Annotated in this window: 13 protein-coding genes and 1 pseudogene; 11 read left to right on the plus strand and 3 right to left on the minus strand. The window is 73.6% G+C overall.

The window, feature by feature from the left end:
• The first annotated feature begins 50 nt into the window (after positions 1-50).
• Together EJC51_RS38590 and EJC51_RS38595 are read left to right on the plus strand one after the other, a co-directional pair.
• On the plus strand, positions 51-893 hold the full coding sequence (locus tag EJC51_RS38590) for an alpha/beta fold hydrolase (protein ID WP_126275310.1): 843 nt from the start codon (positions 51-53) through the stop codon (positions 891-893).
• A gap of 368 nt (positions 894-1,261) precedes the next feature.
• Positions 1,262-3,580, plus strand: coding sequence for a DUF4132 domain-containing protein (locus EJC51_RS38595; protein ID WP_126275311.1), 2,319 nt, complete (start codon positions 1,262-1,264; stop codon positions 3,578-3,580).
• Between the two features lie 6 nt (positions 3,581-3,586).
• Here EJC51_RS38595 and EJC51_RS38600 read toward each other — a convergent pair whose 3' ends face one another.
• Both EJC51_RS38600 and EJC51_RS38605 read right to left on the minus strand, forming a co-directional pair.
• On the minus strand, positions 3,587-3,979 hold the full coding sequence (locus tag EJC51_RS38600) for an SCO5389 family protein (RefSeq protein ID WP_126275312.1): 393 nt from the start codon (positions 3,977-3,979) through the stop codon (positions 3,587-3,589).
• Positions 3,980-4,025: 46 nt separating this feature from the next.
• Complete coding sequence (locus tag EJC51_RS38605) at positions 4,026-4,961, minus strand: ATP-binding protein (RefSeq protein WP_126275313.1); 936 nt, start codon at positions 4,959-4,961, stop codon at positions 4,026-4,028.
• Positions 4,962-5,094: 133 nt separating this feature from the next.
• Here EJC51_RS38605 and EJC51_RS38610 point away from each other — a divergent pair, with 133 nt between their 5' ends.
• From EJC51_RS38610 to EJC51_RS38625, 4 genes are read left to right on the plus strand one after another with little or no spacing between them, the layout of a single operon-like run.
• Positions 5,095-5,631 carry a GNAT family N-acetyltransferase gene (locus tag EJC51_RS38610; RefSeq protein WP_126275314.1) on the plus strand — a complete coding sequence of 179 codons (537 nt, stop codon included), beginning with the start codon at positions 5,095-5,097 and terminating at the stop codon, positions 5,629-5,631.
• A 7-nt stretch (positions 5,632-5,638) separates the two neighbouring features.
• Positions 5,639-7,129 (plus strand): ABC transporter substrate-binding protein, encoded by a 1,491-nt coding sequence (locus EJC51_RS38615; RefSeq protein ID WP_126275315.1) that lies wholly within the window; start codon positions 5,639-5,641, stop codon positions 7,127-7,129.
• A gap of 3 nt (positions 7,130-7,132) precedes the next feature.
• Complete coding sequence (locus EJC51_RS38620) at positions 7,133-8,908, plus strand: ABC transporter permease subunit (RefSeq protein ID WP_126275316.1); 1,776 nt, start codon at positions 7,133-7,135, stop codon at positions 8,906-8,908.
• Complete coding sequence (locus EJC51_RS38625) at positions 8,905-10,122, plus strand: MDR family MFS transporter (protein ID WP_126275317.1); 1,218 nt, start codon at positions 8,905-8,907, stop codon at positions 10,120-10,122. Before EJC51_RS38620 ends, EJC51_RS38625 begins: the two co-directional genes overlap by 4 nt.
• A 1-nt stretch (position 10,123) precedes the next feature.
• On the opposite strand, the gene EJC51_RS38630 is transcribed toward EJC51_RS38625, so the two are convergent.
• Positions 10,124-10,882 carry a CDP-alcohol phosphatidyltransferase family protein gene (locus EJC51_RS38630; protein ID WP_126275318.1) on the minus strand — a complete coding sequence of 253 codons (759 nt, stop codon included), beginning with the start codon at positions 10,880-10,882 and terminating at the stop codon, positions 10,124-10,126.
• Between the two features lie 107 nt (positions 10,883-10,989).
• Here EJC51_RS38630 and EJC51_RS38635 point away from each other — a divergent pair, with 107 nt between their 5' ends.
• The 5 genes and pseudogenes from EJC51_RS38635 to EJC51_RS38655 all read left to right on the plus strand — a co-directional run.
• Positions 10,990-11,973, plus strand: coding sequence for a zinc-dependent alcohol dehydrogenase (locus EJC51_RS38635; RefSeq protein ID WP_126275319.1), 984 nt, complete (start codon positions 10,990-10,992; stop codon positions 11,971-11,973).
• Positions 11,974-12,089: 116 nt separating this feature from the next.
• A complete protein-coding gene (locus EJC51_RS38640; RefSeq protein ID WP_079309409.1) occupies positions 12,090-12,488 on the plus strand; it encodes a 6-pyruvoyl trahydropterin synthase family protein in 399 nt (132 codons plus the stop codon).
• A complete protein-coding gene (locus EJC51_RS38645; RefSeq protein ID WP_126275320.1) occupies positions 12,485-13,675 on the plus strand; it encodes a glycosyltransferase family 4 protein in 1,191 nt (396 codons plus the stop codon). The genes EJC51_RS38640 and EJC51_RS38645 overlap by 4 nt, the downstream gene beginning before the upstream one ends.
• Before the next feature lie 335 nt (positions 13,676-14,010).
• The gene (locus EJC51_RS38650; protein ID WP_208870845.1) at positions 14,011-14,961 is read left to right on the plus strand and encodes a methyltransferase domain-containing protein; all 951 of its coding nucleotides are present in this window, start codon (positions 14,011-14,013) and stop codon (positions 14,959-14,961) included.
• Positions 14,958-16,076 (plus strand): annotated as a pseudogene (locus EJC51_RS38655) (lysylphosphatidylglycerol synthase transmembrane domain-containing protein); the annotation flags it as partial. The gene EJC51_RS38650 and the pseudogene EJC51_RS38655, both read left to right, overlap by 4 nt.
• Positions 16,077-16,145: the final 69 nt, after the last annotated feature.

Raw genomic sequence — 16,145 nt, forward strand, 5'->3', positions numbered from 1 at the left:
CGGGGACTTATTACGTTGCCGCAGGTGAGGTCCGCTGAAAGGCTCACGTCATGCCTACCTTCCACGCCCCCGACGGCACCCTCCTCGCCTACCACGCCACCGGCGACGGCCCGCCCCTGATCTGCCTCCCCGGCGGCCCCATGCAGGCCTCCGCCTACCTCGGCGACCTGGGCGGCCTCACCGCCCACCGCACGCTGATCCGCCTGGACCTGAGAGGGACGGGCGACTCCGCGACGCCGACGGACCCGGCGTCGTACCGCTGCGACCGGCTGGTCGACGACGTGGAGGCGCTGCGGAAGGAACTGGGCCTGGAGCGCGTGGACCTGCTCGCCCACAGCGCCGGGGCCAACCTTGCGACCCTCTACACGGCCCACCACCGCGACCGGGTCGCGCGCCTCGCTCTCATCACGCCGAGTGTGTACGCGGTCGGCATCGACATCACCGCCGAGGACCGGTTGGGGGCCGCGCGGCTGCGCCGGGACGAGGAGTGGTTCGGCGCGGCGTACGCGGCGCTGGAGGCGGTGACCGAAGGACGCGCGGCGGGTGACGACTGGGAGGCCATCGCCCCGTTCTGGTTCGCACGCTGGGACGAGCAGGCGCGAGCCGTGCGGGCGGCCGAGGCGGAGCAGCGCAATGGCGAGGCGGCGGGGGTGTACGGCTCGGAGGGAGCCTTCGATCCGGCGGCCACGCGGGCGGCGCTGGCGGAGTTCGAGGGGCGGGCGCTGGTACTGGCGGGTGAGGTGGACGTGGCGGCACCGCCGCGGGCGATGGGGGAGTACGCGGGGCTGTTCGGGAAGGCCGAGTCGGCGGTGCAGGCAGGGGCGGCGCATTTTCCGTGGCTGGACGACGCGGGGAGCTTCGTGAAGGCGGTGGAGGGGTTTCTGCGCGGTTGAGAGCGGGCTGTGCAGGAGAGCCGGGCGTGCGGCGATGAGCGTGGGAGCGATGGCGGGGAGGCGGTGATCGCAGGGCCGCGCGCGGACTCGCCGGCCGGGCCGTGAGCTGGGCCGGCGCTGCGGCTTGGCAGGACTGAGCGGGACTTGTGGGGCGGCTGACCGCGAGCGCCTGGGCGGCGCCGGTCGCGCCGCCGCGCAGACCGCACTGTCAGTGTGGGCGGCGCCGGTCGGGATGCCGCACAGGCCGCACTGTCAGTGTGGGCGGCGCCGGTCGCGATGCCGCACAGGGTCACACTGTCAGTGTGGGCGGGGCCGGTCGCGCCGCCGCCCAGGCCGCACTGTCAGTGCCGCCTGCCATGATCGCTCGCATGCTCTACGACGACTTGGCGCGGGCGTTGTCCGACGCGGCCTTCGCACGGGACGTCCGGTCCGCCGACCTGGCGCAGCTCACCGACGAGCAGCTCGGTGAGCTGCTCCCGGCCGCCCACCGGGTGCACCATGCCGACGTCACGCCCGCGACCTGGCGGACAGCCATGGCGGTGCGGCAAGCGGCCGACGAGCGGCGACCGCGTGTCAGCCCCGACGCCTGTCGACGCTTGTTCGAGGCGCTCGTCGTGCGCAGCCGGCACAGCGAGTGGGCGGTCGACCTGACGCCGGGGGTGGCGGCGTTGGTGGGGTGCGCCGGCCCGTGGCCCGAGCTGGCGGAGCCCGCCCGGGCCCTGTCCGAGAGCCTGTTGGTGAGGAAGACCATCGCGCACCCGTACGCGCTGTTCCTGATCGCCGGACTCGCGGACGACGCGACCTTGCGCGCGGTCGCGCAGCGGCTCGGAGAGGGGCCCATCGCCATGGACGAGATGAACCTCCTCACCGGGCTCACCCCGGCGGATCGAGCCGTGATGACCGAACTCGACCTGGTCAACACATACATCGAGCCGGAGTCGCCCCCCGAGGTGTGGCAGAAACTGGCCGACCTGCCGGTGTACGTCGACTTCGCCCGAAGCGCCCTGGAAGCGGCGGCCGACCGGGCCGACGGTATCCAGTCCGGCGCGATCCCCTACCTGGCCGACAAGGCGTTCACGGCACGTGAGGTCGCCGTGCTCGGACAGGCCGCGCGGGTGGCGCTGCTGCGGGACGAGGAGTGGCTGCCGGAGGTGTGCGCGCGGCTGCTGCCCGGCATCGCGGTCGCGCCGACCCCGGCGAGGACGGTGCCGTCGCAGGCGCTCCTCTATGAACTGGTCCGCGCCGCAAAGGAGTTCCCGACCCCGGAGGCGGTCACCGCCATCCGCACCGCTCGCTCGGTCACCCGGCACGCGGGCGTCCCCAAGCAGCTCGACAAGCTGCTGAAGAAGGTGGAGGCGGCGCTGGCCCAGCGCACGGAGGTGGCCCTGCGCCTGCCGAGGCTGGGCTTCGACGAGGAAGGTGTCCTGCGCAGACCGGCGGGCGACGGCTACGCGGCCGTCGTCAGGGTCACCGAGACCGCCCAGCTGACGTGGCAGAAGGACGGCCGTGCGCTGCGGAGCGTCCCCGCATCCGTCCGTCGTGACCACGGTGACCTGGTGAAGGAGCTGCGGGACCTGGTCAAGCGGGTGGACCTCCAACTGGTCACACTGGCACGGGCGTTGGAGGGCGGGATGCCGGCCGACACCGGCCACCCTTACGGCTGGTGGCGGACGGAGCTGGCCGGGCACCCGCTGGCCCGGACGGTTGTCGGCAGACTGATCTGGGAGATCGAGACGGCGCCCGGCGCATGGAAGACGTTCCTCCCGGCCGCGGACGACCTCCCCGACGCCCCCGACGACGCCTGCGTACGCCTGTGGCACCCGATCCGCGCCGATGCCGAGACGGTACGCGCCTGGCGGGACCGGCTGGTGGACGGACAGGTGAGACAGCCGTTCAAGCAGGCGTTCCGCGAGATCTACCGGCTCACCCCGGCCGAGGAGGAGACCCGCCTCCACTCCCACCGCTTCGCCGCCCACCTCGTCCACTACCGCAGGATGCGCGGGCTGTTCCGGGCCCGGGGCTGGACGAGCCGGCTGCTGGGCCCGTGGGACGGAGGCGACGGCGACGAGGCGACGCGCGTGCTGGTGTCGGGCCGTTGGCGGGCCCGCTTCCTCCACTCCTTCGTGGACTGGGCGGACGACGACCCGGTGGCCTCGACGGACTGGGTCCGCTTCGACCAACGGTTGGACGGCCACTGGACGGAGGCCCCGCTGGCCGAGGTACCCCCGCTGGTCTTCAGCGAGGCGATGCGGGATGTCGACCTCTTCGTCGGCGTGACCTCCATCGCCGCGGACCCCGACTGGACCGAGCAGGGCCCGGCCCGCGCCTACTGGGAGCGTGCCGGTTTCGCCGACCTCACGGAGACCGCCGAGGCCCGCCGTGACGCCCTCATCCGCATCCTGCCCCGCCTGAAGATCGCGGACCGCTGCACGCTGGACGACCGCTTCCTGACCGTCCGAGGCGACCTGCGCACCTACCGCATCCACCTCGGCTCGGCCAACATCCTCATGCAGCCCGACGACGCCTACCTGTGCATCGTCCCGGCACGCGGCAGGGTCACCGCGAAGGTCTTCCTGCCCTTCGAGGACGACCGCCTGTCGGTGATCCTCAGCAAGGCGATGCTGCTGGCGGCGGACGCCGAGATAACCGACGCGTCCATCCGCGCGCAGATCGACCGAGCCGCCTGAACGCCGTCAGCAGTCCCGGAACTCGGGTGACTGGTTCAGGATCTGCGAGCGGAGTGAGGTGAAGCGGGTGTACGTCTCGCTCGTCTCCGCGCCGGGGCGGAACGCCGCCACCCGGTGGCAGTTCTGGAAGGCCAGGGTCACTCCGAAATGGCGTTCCAGACTGCCTCGGATCGCGTCGCTGGCCAGGGCGCGCAGGAGCTGGCCGCGCTCCTTCTCGGACGGGGGAGGGGTCTGGTTGTCGGTGAAGTCGGCCGTGCCGGACTTGAGTTCGGTGGCGAGGGACGCGATGAGGTCGTAGGCGTAGGGGAGGGACGTGCGGACGGTGTCCACGAAGTCCTCCTCGCGGACGGCGCCCTGTTCGGCTTCGGCGAGCAGCTGAGGGGAGACGTCGAGAGACATGGGGTGGTCCTGTCTGTGCTGTGAGGGGGGTGGTCGGGGTCAGGGGTCAGGAGTGGGGGATGTGGCCCGGCGTGTACTCCGGGTCCACCTGGGACGCCAGGTCCTCGCCCGCCCAGGCGCGGGCGTTGCGGAGGTGGAACTCGACCGCGTGGCGGTGGAGTCGGGGCCAGTCGCGCGGGTGGGCGTCGACCGAGTCGCGCAGGACGTTCAGGGCGTGGTGGTTCTGGGGTTCCAACTCGCCCTGGGCGCGGCCCTGTTCGGCGGCCCGGACGTACGGGGACTGGGTGAGGTGGGTCAGGAGGTCGTCGCCCACCTCCTGCTTGAGGAAGAGCAGGTCGTCCTCGCCGGTCACCTTGTTGCCGACGACGGCGATACGGATCCCGAACTCCCGGGCGTGGTCCCGGTACTGGCGGTAGACCGAGACGCCCTTCCGGGTGGGTTCGGCCACCAGGAAGGTCATGTCGAAGCGGGTGAACAGGCCCGACGCGAACGCGTCCGCGCCCGCCGTCATGTCGACGACCACGTACTCGCCGGGTCCGTCGACCAGGTGGTTGAGATAGAGCTCCACCGCGCCGAGCTTGGAGTGGTAGCACGCCACCCCGAGGTCGCTCTCGTCGAACTCGCCCGTCACCATCAGCGGTACGTCCCCCACGTGCCGGACATGGCGGGTGTGGAGTTCGTCGTCGCCGAGCAGTGACAGCAGGCGTGAGCCGCGGCCGGGCGGCGTCGTCTTGATCATTGCCTCGGCCGAGGCGATGCGCGGGTTGGTGCCGCGCAGGTAGTCCTTGATGGCCTTCAGGTGTGCGCCCAGGGGAGGGGCGTCGAGCGGCGGCCCGTCGTGGCCCAGCGCCTCGGCCAGGTGCTGGTTGATGTCCCCGTCCACGGCCAGGACCGGTGCCCCGGCCCGGGCCAGGTGGCGGGAGAAGAGGGCCGACAGGGTCGTCTTGCCGCTGCCGCCCTTGCCGACGAAGGCGATGCGCATCAGCACCACCCCGGCGGAACAGCTAAGCCGTTTTTGAAAATGGATGTCATGTCGATAGGTTTTAGGGGTGTCCCCGATCACTGTCAAATCGCCTGTTGATCAAGCACCCGCCCTTAATGCATATGATGTGCAAGTGCGTGACTACAGCATCAGGGCCGCGGGCCCGGACGACCTGGACGGTGCGCGAGCCGTGATGCTCGACACCGTCTACCGCGACTTCGGCACCGGGTACGTGCCCCGCTGGCACGGCGACATCATCGACCCGGCCGCCGCCTATCTGACCCCGCCCCGCCACACGCTTCTCGTCGCGGTCGACCCGGACGGCGGCGAGATCGTCGCCACCGGCGCCCTCGACGCGCGCGGCCCCGCCCACCCGCCGAACCCCCGCCACATCGCCGAGCGCTACCCCTCCGGGGAGACCGCCCAGGTGCGGCGGCTCTACGTCCGCCCCGAGCACCGCCGACGCGGCCTCGCCCGCCGGATGGTCGCCGAGCTGCTGACCTTCGCCGCGGCGGACGGCACCTACCGCGCCGTATATCTGCACACCGATCCGTCGGTCCCCGGCGCCGAGGCCTTCTGGCGGTCGCTCGGCAAGCTCGTGCACGACGAGCGGGACGACCCGGACGGCGGCAACGGCGTCCTGCACTTCGAACTTCCGATGGGACGGTGACCGGCCGATGCGCCGCCTCCGACTGCTCTCCGCACTCCTGCTCGCCCCCGCCCTGACCGGCTGCTTCGCCTCCGAGGGCGCCGACGGGACGTCGGACGACACCGGCGACGGCTCCCGGCTGCGGGTCGCGCTCGCCTTCCCGCCCGCCGAGAACCTCTCGCCGTACGGCGCCGATGCCACGATCCTCAGCCGCCTCGGCGTCACCGAAGGCCTGACCGCCCTCGACGCCAACGGCGCCGCCGCCCCCGCGCTCGCCTCCTCCTGGCGGCGCGAGAACGACCGCACCTGGCTGTTCACCCTGCGCGAGGCCGACTTCCAGGACGGCACCGAGGTCACCCCGGCCGCCGTCGCCGCCTCCCTCACCCACGCCACCGAGGCCAAGCCGGCCCCGGCCGCCCTGGCCGGCGTGACCCTCACCGCGAAGGCCGAGGGAAGCACGGGAGTACGGGTCACCACCAAGGACCCCGACCCCGTCCTGCCGCTGCGCCTGTCCAGCCCGAGCCTCGCCGTGCTCTCCACCAAGGCCTACGCCGGCGACGACGGCGCCGACCCGGTCGGCCACGCCACCGGCCCCTTCGAGCTCACCAAGGTCATGGGCGCCACCGCCGCCACCCTCGACCGCTTCGCCGACTACTGGGGCGGCCGGGCCCAAGCCTCCGGTGTCGACGTCAAGTTCGTCGCCGACGGCACCGCCCGCGCCAACGCCCTGCGCACCGGACAGGTCGACCTCGCCGAGGCGATACCCGTCGCCCAGGCCGCCACCCTCGACCCGGGCACGCGCAAGGCGACGGCGACGACCCGCACCACCAGCCTGCTGATCAACACCGCGTCGGGGCCCTTCGAGAACGCCGGTCTGCGGGCCGCCGCCCGCCAGGCCGTGGACACCTCGGTGTTCGCCAAGGACGTCTACGAGGGGTACGCGGACGCCGGCACCGGCATCTACGGGCCGGCCGTCACCTGGGCCGAGGGCAAGCGGACCGCACCGACCGGACGGGCCCGGCCCGCCGACGCCGACGGGACCACGATCACCCTCGCCACCTACGACAACCGGCCCGAACTCCCGGAGGTCGCCCAGGTGTTGAAGCAGCAACTGGAGAAGGCGGGATTCCGGGTCGACCTGGAGGTGCGCGAGTACTCGCGGCTCGAAAGCGACGCGCTGGACGGGAAGTTCGACGCGTTCGTCCTCGCCCGCAACACCCTCGTCGACACCGGCGACCCCGTCTCCGTCCTCGCCAGTGACTACACCTGCGACGGCGGCTACGACATCGCCCAACTCTGCGACAAGGACGTGGACAAGGCCGTCGCGAAGGCCGAGCGGGTCACCGACACCGACGAACGGCAGGACGCGGCCATGGCCGCCGAGGCGGAGATCCTCGGCACCGACGCCGTCGTCCCCCTGATCCACCAGCGGATCATCACCGGCGTCGGCACCGGCGTCCGCGGCGCGCTCCTCGACCCGTACGAGCGCACCCTCGTCGGCACCGGCACCCGGCGCTGACGCATGCGGAACCGAGCGGCCGCGCTGCTGTGGCGGGCCGGGATCACGGCCGCCCTCGTGTGCGCGATCGGCCTGCTGCCGTGGCTGACCCGCACCGATCCGGCGCTCACCGTGCTCAAGGCGCGCTCGGCCGAACGCGATCCCGACCCCGCGGTGTTGGCCGACATCCGCGCCCAACTCGGGCTGGACGAAGGCCCGTTCCATTTCCTCGCGAAATGGGTGCGCGGGGACGCGGGGCGGTCGTGGATCTCCGGCGACGAGGTCACGCCCGCCGTCCTCCAAGCCCTGGGCGCCTCCCTGCTGCTGATGGCGGCCGCCCTGGCGGTCGCCGCCGTCACCGCCGCGCTGATCTGCGCGCGCACGCTGTGGCTGGGCGCCCACTGGCGGCTCGCCGGCCGGCGGGCGGGGGGCGGCGGTTCCGCGGTCCTCGCCGCGCTGCCCGAGTTCCTCACCGCGTCCGTGCTCGCCACCGTCGTCGGCGTCCAACTCGGCTGGCTGCCCGCCCTCGGCTGGTACGGGCCACGGTGGACGATCCTGCCCGCCCTCGCCCTCGGCCTACCGGCCGGGGCGGTGCTCGGCCGGCTCCTCGACGACCTGCTGCCCGGCGCCTTCGCCGAACCCTGGGCGCTGGCCGCCGCCGCACGGGGCCTGCCCGGCCGCGGCATCGCCCGCCAGGCGATCCGGCGCTGTCTGCCCGGACTGCTCCCGAACACCGGCCTGTTCGCGGTCGGCCTGACCGGCGGCGCGGTCGCCGTGGAACAGATCTTCGACATCCCCGGCCTCGGCCGCACCACCCTCCAGGCCGCCCTCGCCCAGGACCTCCCCGTCCTCCAGGCCGGCACCCTCGCCCTCGTCCTGCTGGCAACCGCCGCCGCGGGCCTCGCGGCTCTCACCACCCGCCTCCTCATCGGCCCCGCCCTGCGCGACGGCGCCCTGCCGTCCCTGCACGGCCCGAAGCCCCCGGCACGCACGCTCCAGCCCTTCGTGTACGGCGGCCTCCTCGCGCTGGTCATCGCCCTCGGCCTGCCCCGCGACCCGCTCGCCCTCGATACCGGGGAACGCCTCCGACCCCCGTCCCTCCAGCACCCGTTCGGCACCGACGGACTCGGCCGGGACGTCCTAGCCCGCGTCGGCCACGGCGCCCTCGACACCCTGCTGCTCGCCCTCGCGATCAGCGCCGCCGCACTGCTGACCGGCGTCCTGCTGGGTCTGCTGCCCCGTCTGTCGGGCCCGCTCGTGGACACGGTCGTCGCCCTGCCGCCGGTCCTGGTCGCCCTCCTCGTCACCGCGGTCGTCGGCGGCGGACCGGCCACCCCCGCCCTCGCCGTCGGCGCCGTGGCCTGGGCGCCCCTCGCGGCCCACACCTCCGCGCTGCTGCGTCAGGAACGGGCGGCCCTCCACATCACCGCCACCCGCGGCCTGGGCGCGGGCTCCCGGTACCTGCTCCGGCACGAACTCCTGCCCGCCGTGCTGCCCTCCGTCACCCGCCACGCCCTGCTCCGGCTCCCGGGCATCGCCCTCGCGCTCGCCTCGCTCACCTTCCTCGGCCTGGGCGCCCAGCCGCCGACCCCGGAATGGGGCCTGCTGCTCGCCGAGAACCAGCCCTACGCCGAGCGCGCCCCCTGGGCCGTCCTCGCCCCGGCCGCGGTCCTCGCCCTGCTGGGCGCGCTGGCCGTGACGGCGGCGGGCGGGGCGCGGGTGCCGCGGCGGAAGCGGTGGGAGCCGGTGGACGAGCCCCAACAGCAGCCTCGTACAAGGCAATTGGTGGAGGCTCGATGACCTCGCTCACCGTCGGCCTGCGCAAGACCGCCCCGCTCACGCCACTGCTCCGCCTGCTGATCCTCACCCAACTCGCCTTCAACATCGGCTTCTTCGCCGTACTGCCCTTCCTGTCCGAGCACCTCGGGCAGGCGGTGGGCATGGCGGGCTGGCTCGTCGGGTTCGTGCTGGGGCTGCGGACCTTCAGCCAACAAGGGCTGTTCGTGGTGGGCGGCGCGCTGGCCGACCGGTACGGCATCCGCCCCGTCGTCCTCGCGGGCTGTGTGCTGCGCATCGCCGGGTTCGCCTGGCTCGGGTACGCGACGCGGACCTGGGCGGTCATCGGCGCCGTCCTGCTGATCGGCTTCGCCGCCGCCCTGTTCTCACCCGCGGTCGAGTCCGAGGTCGCCCGGCAGGCCGTGGTGCACGAGCAGGCCACCGGCGCCTCGCGCACCCGCGTCCTCGCCCTGTTCACGGTGGCGGGCCAAGCGGGCGCGTTCGTGGGGCCGTTGCTCGGTGCGCTGCTGCTCTCGGTGGACTTCCGGGCCGTGTGCCTGGCCGGCGCCGGCATCTTCGTCCTGGTGCTCGCCGGACACGCCTGGCTCCTGCCCCAGCACCTCCCCGGCCGCGAGCGCGTCCGACTCGAGGGAGGCGTACGGCTGTTGCTCCGCAACCGGCGCTTCCTCGCGCTGTGCTGCGCGTACGGCGCCTATCTCCTCGCCTACAACCAGCTCTACCTCGCCCTCCCGGCGGAGGTGGAGCGGGCCACCGGCTCCCAGGCGCCGCTTGCCTGGCTGTTCGCGCTGTCGTCCCTGCTGGTGGTGACCGCCCAGCTGCCCGTCACCCGCTGGGTGGGCGAACGGCTGGAGCCACGCCGCTCGATGGCCACCGGACTGCTCCTGATCGCCGCCGGGTTCGCCGTGGTGGCCCTGGCCCGCCCCGTCGGCTGGACGGGGACGGCGGGCCTGCTTCCCGCGGCCGGTTTCGTCGTCCTGCTCACCCTCGGCCAGATGCTCGTCGCCCCGGTCGCCCGCGCCTGGGTCCCCGACCTGGCCGAGAAGGGCCGCCTCGGCCTCTACACCGGGGCGCTGTCCTCCGTGTCCGGCCTCATCGTCCTGACCGGCAGCTCGGCGACGGGCACCCTCCTCGACACCGGGCTGCCCGCGGCCGTTCCGTGGCTGGTCCTGGCCGCCGTACCGGCCGCGGCGATCGCGCTGCTGCCGCGCGGCACGTAGGTCATCCGGCGACCAGCTCGCGCACGTCCTCCACCAGGAGCGTCTCCACACGCGAGGTCCGCAGCAGCCACAGCACATCCCGGCCGAACGACCACACCAGCGTCCCCAGCGCGGTCGCCACGACCGCGAACTCCAGGGTGTACGACAGCAGGCCCGAGGCGGCGAGCAGCAGGAACACGCCCTGGAGTGCGGCGACCGTCTTGCGGGCCGTGCTCGGCGGGAGCGGGGCGTTGAGCCAGGTCCAGACGCGGGCGGCGGCCACGAAGGCGTAGCGCATGGCGCCGATCAACAGCACCCACGGGCCCAGGGACATCGAGACGTACACACTCAGCACCAGGATCAGGAACGCGTCGACCTCCATGTCGAAGCGCGCGCCGAGCGGGGTGGCGGTGCCGGTGCGGCGGGCCACCTTGCCGTCCACGCCGTCGAGGATCAGGGCCACCGCGGTGAGGCCGACGAAGAGCGTGACCGGCGGGGAGCTCTGGAAGGAGTCGGCGACCAGGGCGGTCACCCCGCCGACCAGGATGGAGCGGCCGAGGGTCACCCGGTTGGCGGGGCCGAACGAGCGGGGCTGGGTGCGGTGCAGGGCCCGGGAGAGCACCGCCCAGGTGGCCACGGCGAAGGCGAGGCCGGTCAGCCAGCCCGCCGGCCCCATGCCGATCGCGGTGCCGAGCAGCGCCAGCAACAGGATCTGGACACCCGCTCCGACCGCGGTCTCCTGCTGGACCAGCCTTGCCTCGTAAGTGTGGTTCAGGGCCACCGAACATCCTCCGGCCGTGTGACAGAGTCGATCAACGCCGCGTACTGTGCGCGACCTGTGCACACCTCGGTACGTGAACTACTTCCCGATCGTTCAGGAGGATGCCGATGAACCGCACCGCAAGGGCGTTCTGGCTCAACAGTCCGGGTGAAGGCGAGATACGGGAGGTCACCCTTCCGGCCCCCGCCGCGGACGAGGTGCTGGTCCGCGCCCTGTGGTCCGGCGTCAGCCGCGGCACCGAGACGCTCGTCTTCCGCGGCGGAGTCCCCGCCAGCCAGCACGCGGCGATGCGGGCACCCTTCCAGGAGGGCGAGTTCCCCGCCCCCGTGAAATACGGCTACCTCAGTGTCGGAGAGGTCGAGGAGGGGCCGGCGGAACTGGTGGGGCGCACGGTCTTCTGCCTCTACCCGCACCAGACGCGGTACGTCGTCCCGGCCGCCGCCGTCACCGTCGTACCGGACGCCGTGCCCGCCGAACGCGCCGTCCTCGCCGGCACCGTGGAGACCGCCGTCAACGCCCTGTGGGACGCGGCACCCCTGGTCGGGGACCGGATCGCGGTGGTGGGCGGGGGGATGGTCGGCTGCTCGGTGGCCGCGCTGCTGGCCCGCTTCCCCGGTGTACGGGTGCAACTCGTCGACGCCGATCCCTCCCGCGCGAAGACCGCAGAGGCGCTCGGCGTCGGCTTCGCGCTGCCGCCGGACGCGCTCGGCGAATGCGACCTCGTCGTGCACGCCAGCGCCACCGAGCAGGGACTCACCCGCGCGCTGGAACTCCTCACCGCCGAGGGCACCGTCCTCGAACTGAGCTGGTACGGCGACCGGCAGGTGAGCCTCCCGCTCGGCGAGGCCTTCCACTCCCGCCGCCTCGTCATCCGCTCCAGCCAGGTCGGCACCGTCTCCCCGGCCCGCCGCGCCAGCCGCAGCTACGCCGACCGGCTCGCCCTCGCCCTCGAACTGCTCGCCGACCCGTCACTCGACGCGCTCATCACGGGGGAAAGCGTGTTCGAGGAGTTGCCGGCTGTGATGCCGAAGCTCGCGGCGGGGGAGATTCCGGCCCTTTGTCACCGCATCAGGTACGGCAAGAGCGCCTGACCTGAGAAAAGAGTGAGATCGGGCTGAACACGGGGAAGCGAAGAGCCGTACTACACGGCATCCCGGCGGCGACCAGGCCGAGGGGATCAGACGCGCCGCACCTGGAGGGTCGTCCGTTGTTCAGTGTCACCGTCCGCGATCACATCATGATCGCCCACAGCTTCCGCGGCGAGGTCTTCGGACCCGCGCAGCGCCTGCACGGAGCGACGTTCCTCGTGGACGCCACCTTCCGCCGGGAACAGCTGGACGACGACAACATCGTCGTCGACATCGGACTGGCCACCCAGGAGCTCGGCGCCGTCGTCGCCGAGCTGAACTACAGAAACCTCGACAACGAGCCCGACTTCGCGGGGATCAACACCTCCACGGAGTTCCTCGCCAAGGTCATCGCCGACCGGCTCGCCGAGCGCATCGAGAAGGGCGCGCTCGGCGAAGGGGCCCGCGGCATCGCCGCGATCGGCGTCACGCTCCACGAGTCGCACGTCGCCTGGGCGAGTTACGAGCGTGCGCTGTGACCGACACGACCCTGGAGAAGACCGCGGCACCGTCGCTCGACTACGTGCCCGTGCAGCACTCCGCTCTCAAGAACGCCGACATCATCCCCATGTCCCTGAGCTCCGTGCACTTCGTCATGCCGGGCGGTGTCGACGACCCGGCCGCCCCCAGCGGCGGCAACGCCTATGACCGCCGGGTCAGTCTGGACCTGCCCGGCTTCGGCTGGCAGGTCCACAAGCACGCCGTGGACGGCGAGTGGCCCCGCCCCGGTGCCGCGGCCTGCGCCGAACTCGCCCGCATCCTGCGCGAGTTCCCGGACGGTACGGTCGTCCTGCTGGACGGTCTGGTCGCCTGCGGGGTTCCCGAGATCGTCGTCCCCGAGGCGGAACGCCTCCGGCTCGCCGTCCTCGTCCACCTTCCGCTCGGCGACGAGACCGGCCTGGATCCCCTGCTGGCCGCCGAGCTGGACGCCAAGGAGCGTGCCGTCCTGCGGGCGGTCCCCGCGGTCATCGCCACCAGCGACTGGGCGGTCCGCCGCCTCGTCTCCCACCACGGCCTGGCCCCCGACCGCGTCCATGTCGCCGCCCCCGGCGCCGACATCGCCCCGCTCGCCTCCGGAACCGACGGCGTCTCCCGCCTGTTGTGCGTCGCCGCTGTCACGCCCCGCAAGGGCCAGCACCGGCTGATCGAGGCGCTCGCGACGGTACGGGACCTGCCGTGGAGCTGCGTCTGCGTCGGCGGCCTCGGCCAGGACCCCGAGTACGTAGGCCGACTCCGGTCCCTGATCGCGAAGTACGGCCTGGAACACCGGCTGGAGCTGGCCGGACCGCAGGCCGGCGCCCAGCTCGACGCCAGTTACGCCGCCGCCGACCTGATGGTCCTCACCTCCTACGCCGAGACCTACGGCATGGCGGTCACCGAGGCCCTCGCCCGCGGCATCCCGGTCCTCGCGACCGACGTCGGCGGCCTGCCCGAGGCGGTCGGACGCGCCCCCGACGGGGGAGTGCCCGGCATCCTCGTCCCGCCGGAGGACCCCGCCGCCCTCGCGGCCGAACTGCGCGGCTGGTTCAACGAGGCGGACGTACGACGCCGGCTGAAGGCGGCTGCCCGGGGCCGCCGGGCAGCCCTCGACGGCTGGGCGACCACGGCCCGCAGCCTGGCCGGAGTACTGGGCCGACTGCCGAACGAACCCAGGAGGGCGGCATGAGGAAGACGGCTACCACGGAGCGCAGCGGCAGGATCCCGGCCCAGCCGGGGCCGCGAGCCGAGACGGGCGGCAGCGGAGACGCGTCCCTCTTGCCCTCGGCGAGCACGGAGGCGTCCCTCCTGCCCTCGGCCGGCGGAGAGGCATCTCTCCTGCCCTCGGCGAGCACGGAGACGTCCCTCCTGCCCTCGGCCGGCGGGGAGGCGTCCCTCCTGCCCTCGGCGAGTGCGGGCGTCAGCGCGGAGGCGTCCCCCATGCGCCCGTTGACCGCGGGCGTCAGCGCGGAGGCCTCCCCCCTGCGCCCCATCAGCGCGAGCGGAACCGCGGAGGTGCCCCCCATGCCCACGCCGTCCGCGGTGCCGGACCCGGCCGCCGACTCCGTGATCCCCGGTGCCGGGCCCACCGCCGCCCGCCCGGGTGAGCGTCCCACCGTGCGGCTCCGCGAGGACGGTCCCGACGAGCAGCCCCGGTACGCGCCCGAGTGGCTGGAGCTGCGCGAGCCGGCCGACGCGGCCGCGCGGGCGCACGATCTGCTCGACCCGCTGCGCATCCGCCTGGCGAACCTGCCCGGAAAGTCGGGCCTGGTCATCCACGACCTCGGCTGCGGCACCGGATCGATGGGCCGCTGGCTCGCCCCCCGCCTCGACGGCGCCCAGCACTGGGTCCTGCACGACCGCGACCCCTACCTCCTGCACTTCGCCGCCGTCGCCTCCCCGCGCGTCGCCGCCGACGGCAGCCGCGTCACCGTCGAGACCCGGCGCGGCGACGTCGCCCGGCTCACCCCGGACGCCCTCTCGGGCGCCTCCCTGGTGACCGCCTCCGCGCTCCTCGACGTCCTCACCCGCGAGGAGATCGACACCCTCGCCGAGGCCTGCACCGGCGCCGGCTGCCCGGCCCTGCTCACCCTGTCGGTGGCCGGTCGCGTCGACCTCACCCCGTCCCACCCGATGGACACGGAGATCATGGAGGCGTTCAACGCCCACCAGCGCCGCGCCGGCCTCCTCGGTCCGGACTCGGTCACGGCGGCCTGCGAGGCCTTCTCCGAGCGCGGGGCGACGGTACGCCTGAACCCCAGCCCCTGGCGGCTCGGCCCCGCCGAGGCCGCGCTCACCGCGCAGTGGCTGCGCGGCTGGGTCGGCGCGGCGGTGGAGCAGCGTCCGGAGCTGAAGGAGCGGGCCGAGGGCTATCTCCGGGAGCGCCTGGAGGCGTGTGAGGCGGGCGAGTTGACTGTCCTGGTCCACCACACGGACCTGCTGGCGCTGTCCCGGCCGACGGGCGGGGCGGCATGAGCGTGGAGACGGTACGGGCGTACGGGGTGCGCACGCCGCCGTCGGGCGGCCGCACGAGGCAGGGGGCCGCCGCGTCGGTCCTTCCGGTCGAGGTGACGGGCAGGGACGTTTCCGCCGCCGAGGGCGAGGCCGCCGCCACCCTCACCGACCGCACCCCTGACACCGCCGGCCTCGTCCTCGTACCCCCCGTCAAGGCCGTCCCGCCACCGGACGTCGCCGTCGCCGACTCCCGTATCGGCGTGATCGTCTCCACCCCCCGCCCCGAAGCCGCCACCCCCCACACCCCGCGGTGGCGCCGCGCCCTCGCCCGCCTCAAGTCACCGGCCGTGCGCACCCACGTGGGCAGTGCCGTCGGCGTCGTCATCCTCGCCGTCCTGCTGTGGCGGCTCGGTACCGGGGTCTTCCTGGACGGGCTGCGGCGGATCGACGGCGGGTCGCTGATCGCCGCGGTCGGGATCGGTGTCGTCACGACCGTGTTCAGCGCCTGGCGCTGGCAGTTGGTGGCCCGGGGGCTGAAGATCCGGCTGCCGCTCGGGCCGGCCGTCGCCGCCTACTACCGCGCGCTGTTCCTCAACGCGGCGCTCCCCGGCGGCGTCCTCGGTGACGTCCACCGGGCGGTGCGGCACGGGCAGAGCACCCGCGACCTCGGGCGCTGTGTGCGGGCCGTCGTCCTCGAACGGGTCGCCGGGCAGCTCGCGTTGGCGTTCGTCGGCGCCGGCATCCTGCTCACCATGCCGTCGCCGGTGCTGAACCAGGCCCGGGACCTCGCGCCGGTGCTGCTGTTCGCCCTGGTGGGTGCGCTGGCCGTCGTACTCGCCCTGCGGATGAACCGGACGCCCGCGCGGTACGGCCGGACGCTGGCCGAGGTGCGTGAGGGGCTGCTGTCCCGGCGCAACGGCCCGGGCGTCGCGCTGTCGTCCCTCGTCGTCCTCGCCGGGCACATCGGGATGTTCGTGCTCGCCGCCCGGGTCGCCGGGTCCGCCGCCTCCGTCGCCGTACTGCTGCCGATCGCCGTCCTGGCGCTGCTCGCCATGGGACTGCCGCTCAACGTCGGCGGCTGGGGACCCCGTGAGGGCGTCACCGCCTGGGCGTTCGGCGCGGCCGGCCTCGGGGCGAGCAGCGGGCTGGCCGTCGCCGTCGTGTACGGGGTACTCAGCCTCGTGGCCAGCCTGCCCGGTGTGCTG

The sequence above is a fragment of the Streptomyces aquilus genome, assembly GCF_003955715.1.
GTDB classification, from domain to species: domain Bacteria; phylum Actinomycetota; class Actinomycetes; order Streptomycetales; family Streptomycetaceae; genus Streptomyces; species Streptomyces aquilus.

Excerpts from the sequence above, each read along its gene's own strand:
- EJC51_RS38590 (WP_126275310.1), top strand. The coding sequence starts at position 51 with ATGCCTACCTTCCACGCCCCCGACGGCACCCTCCTCGCCTACCACGCC.
- EJC51_RS38595 (WP_126275311.1), top strand. The coding sequence starts at position 1,262 with ATGCTCTACGACGACTTGGCGCGGGCGTTGTCCGACGCGGCCTTCGCA.
- EJC51_RS38600 (WP_126275312.1), bottom strand. The coding sequence starts at position 3,979 with ATGTCTCTCGACGTCTCCCCTCAGCTGCTCGCCGAAGCCGAACAGGGC.
- EJC51_RS38605 (WP_126275313.1), bottom strand. The coding sequence starts at position 4,961 with ATGCGCATCGCCTTCGTCGGCAAGGGCGGCAGCGGCAAGACGACCCTG.
- EJC51_RS38615 (WP_126275315.1), top strand. The coding sequence starts at position 5,639 with ATGCGCCGCCTCCGACTGCTCTCCGCACTCCTGCTCGCCCCCGCCCTG.
- EJC51_RS38620 (WP_126275316.1), top strand. The coding sequence starts at position 7,133 with ATGCGGAACCGAGCGGCCGCGCTGCTGTGGCGGGCCGGGATCACGGCC.
- EJC51_RS38625 (WP_126275317.1), top strand. The coding sequence starts at position 8,905 with ATGACCTCGCTCACCGTCGGCCTGCGCAAGACCGCCCCGCTCACGCCA.
- EJC51_RS38635 (WP_126275319.1), top strand. The coding sequence starts at position 10,990 with ATGAACCGCACCGCAAGGGCGTTCTGGCTCAACAGTCCGGGTGAAGGC.
- EJC51_RS38650 (WP_208870845.1), top strand. The coding sequence starts at position 14,011 with ATGCCCACGCCGTCCGCGGTGCCGGACCCGGCCGCCGACTCCGTGATC.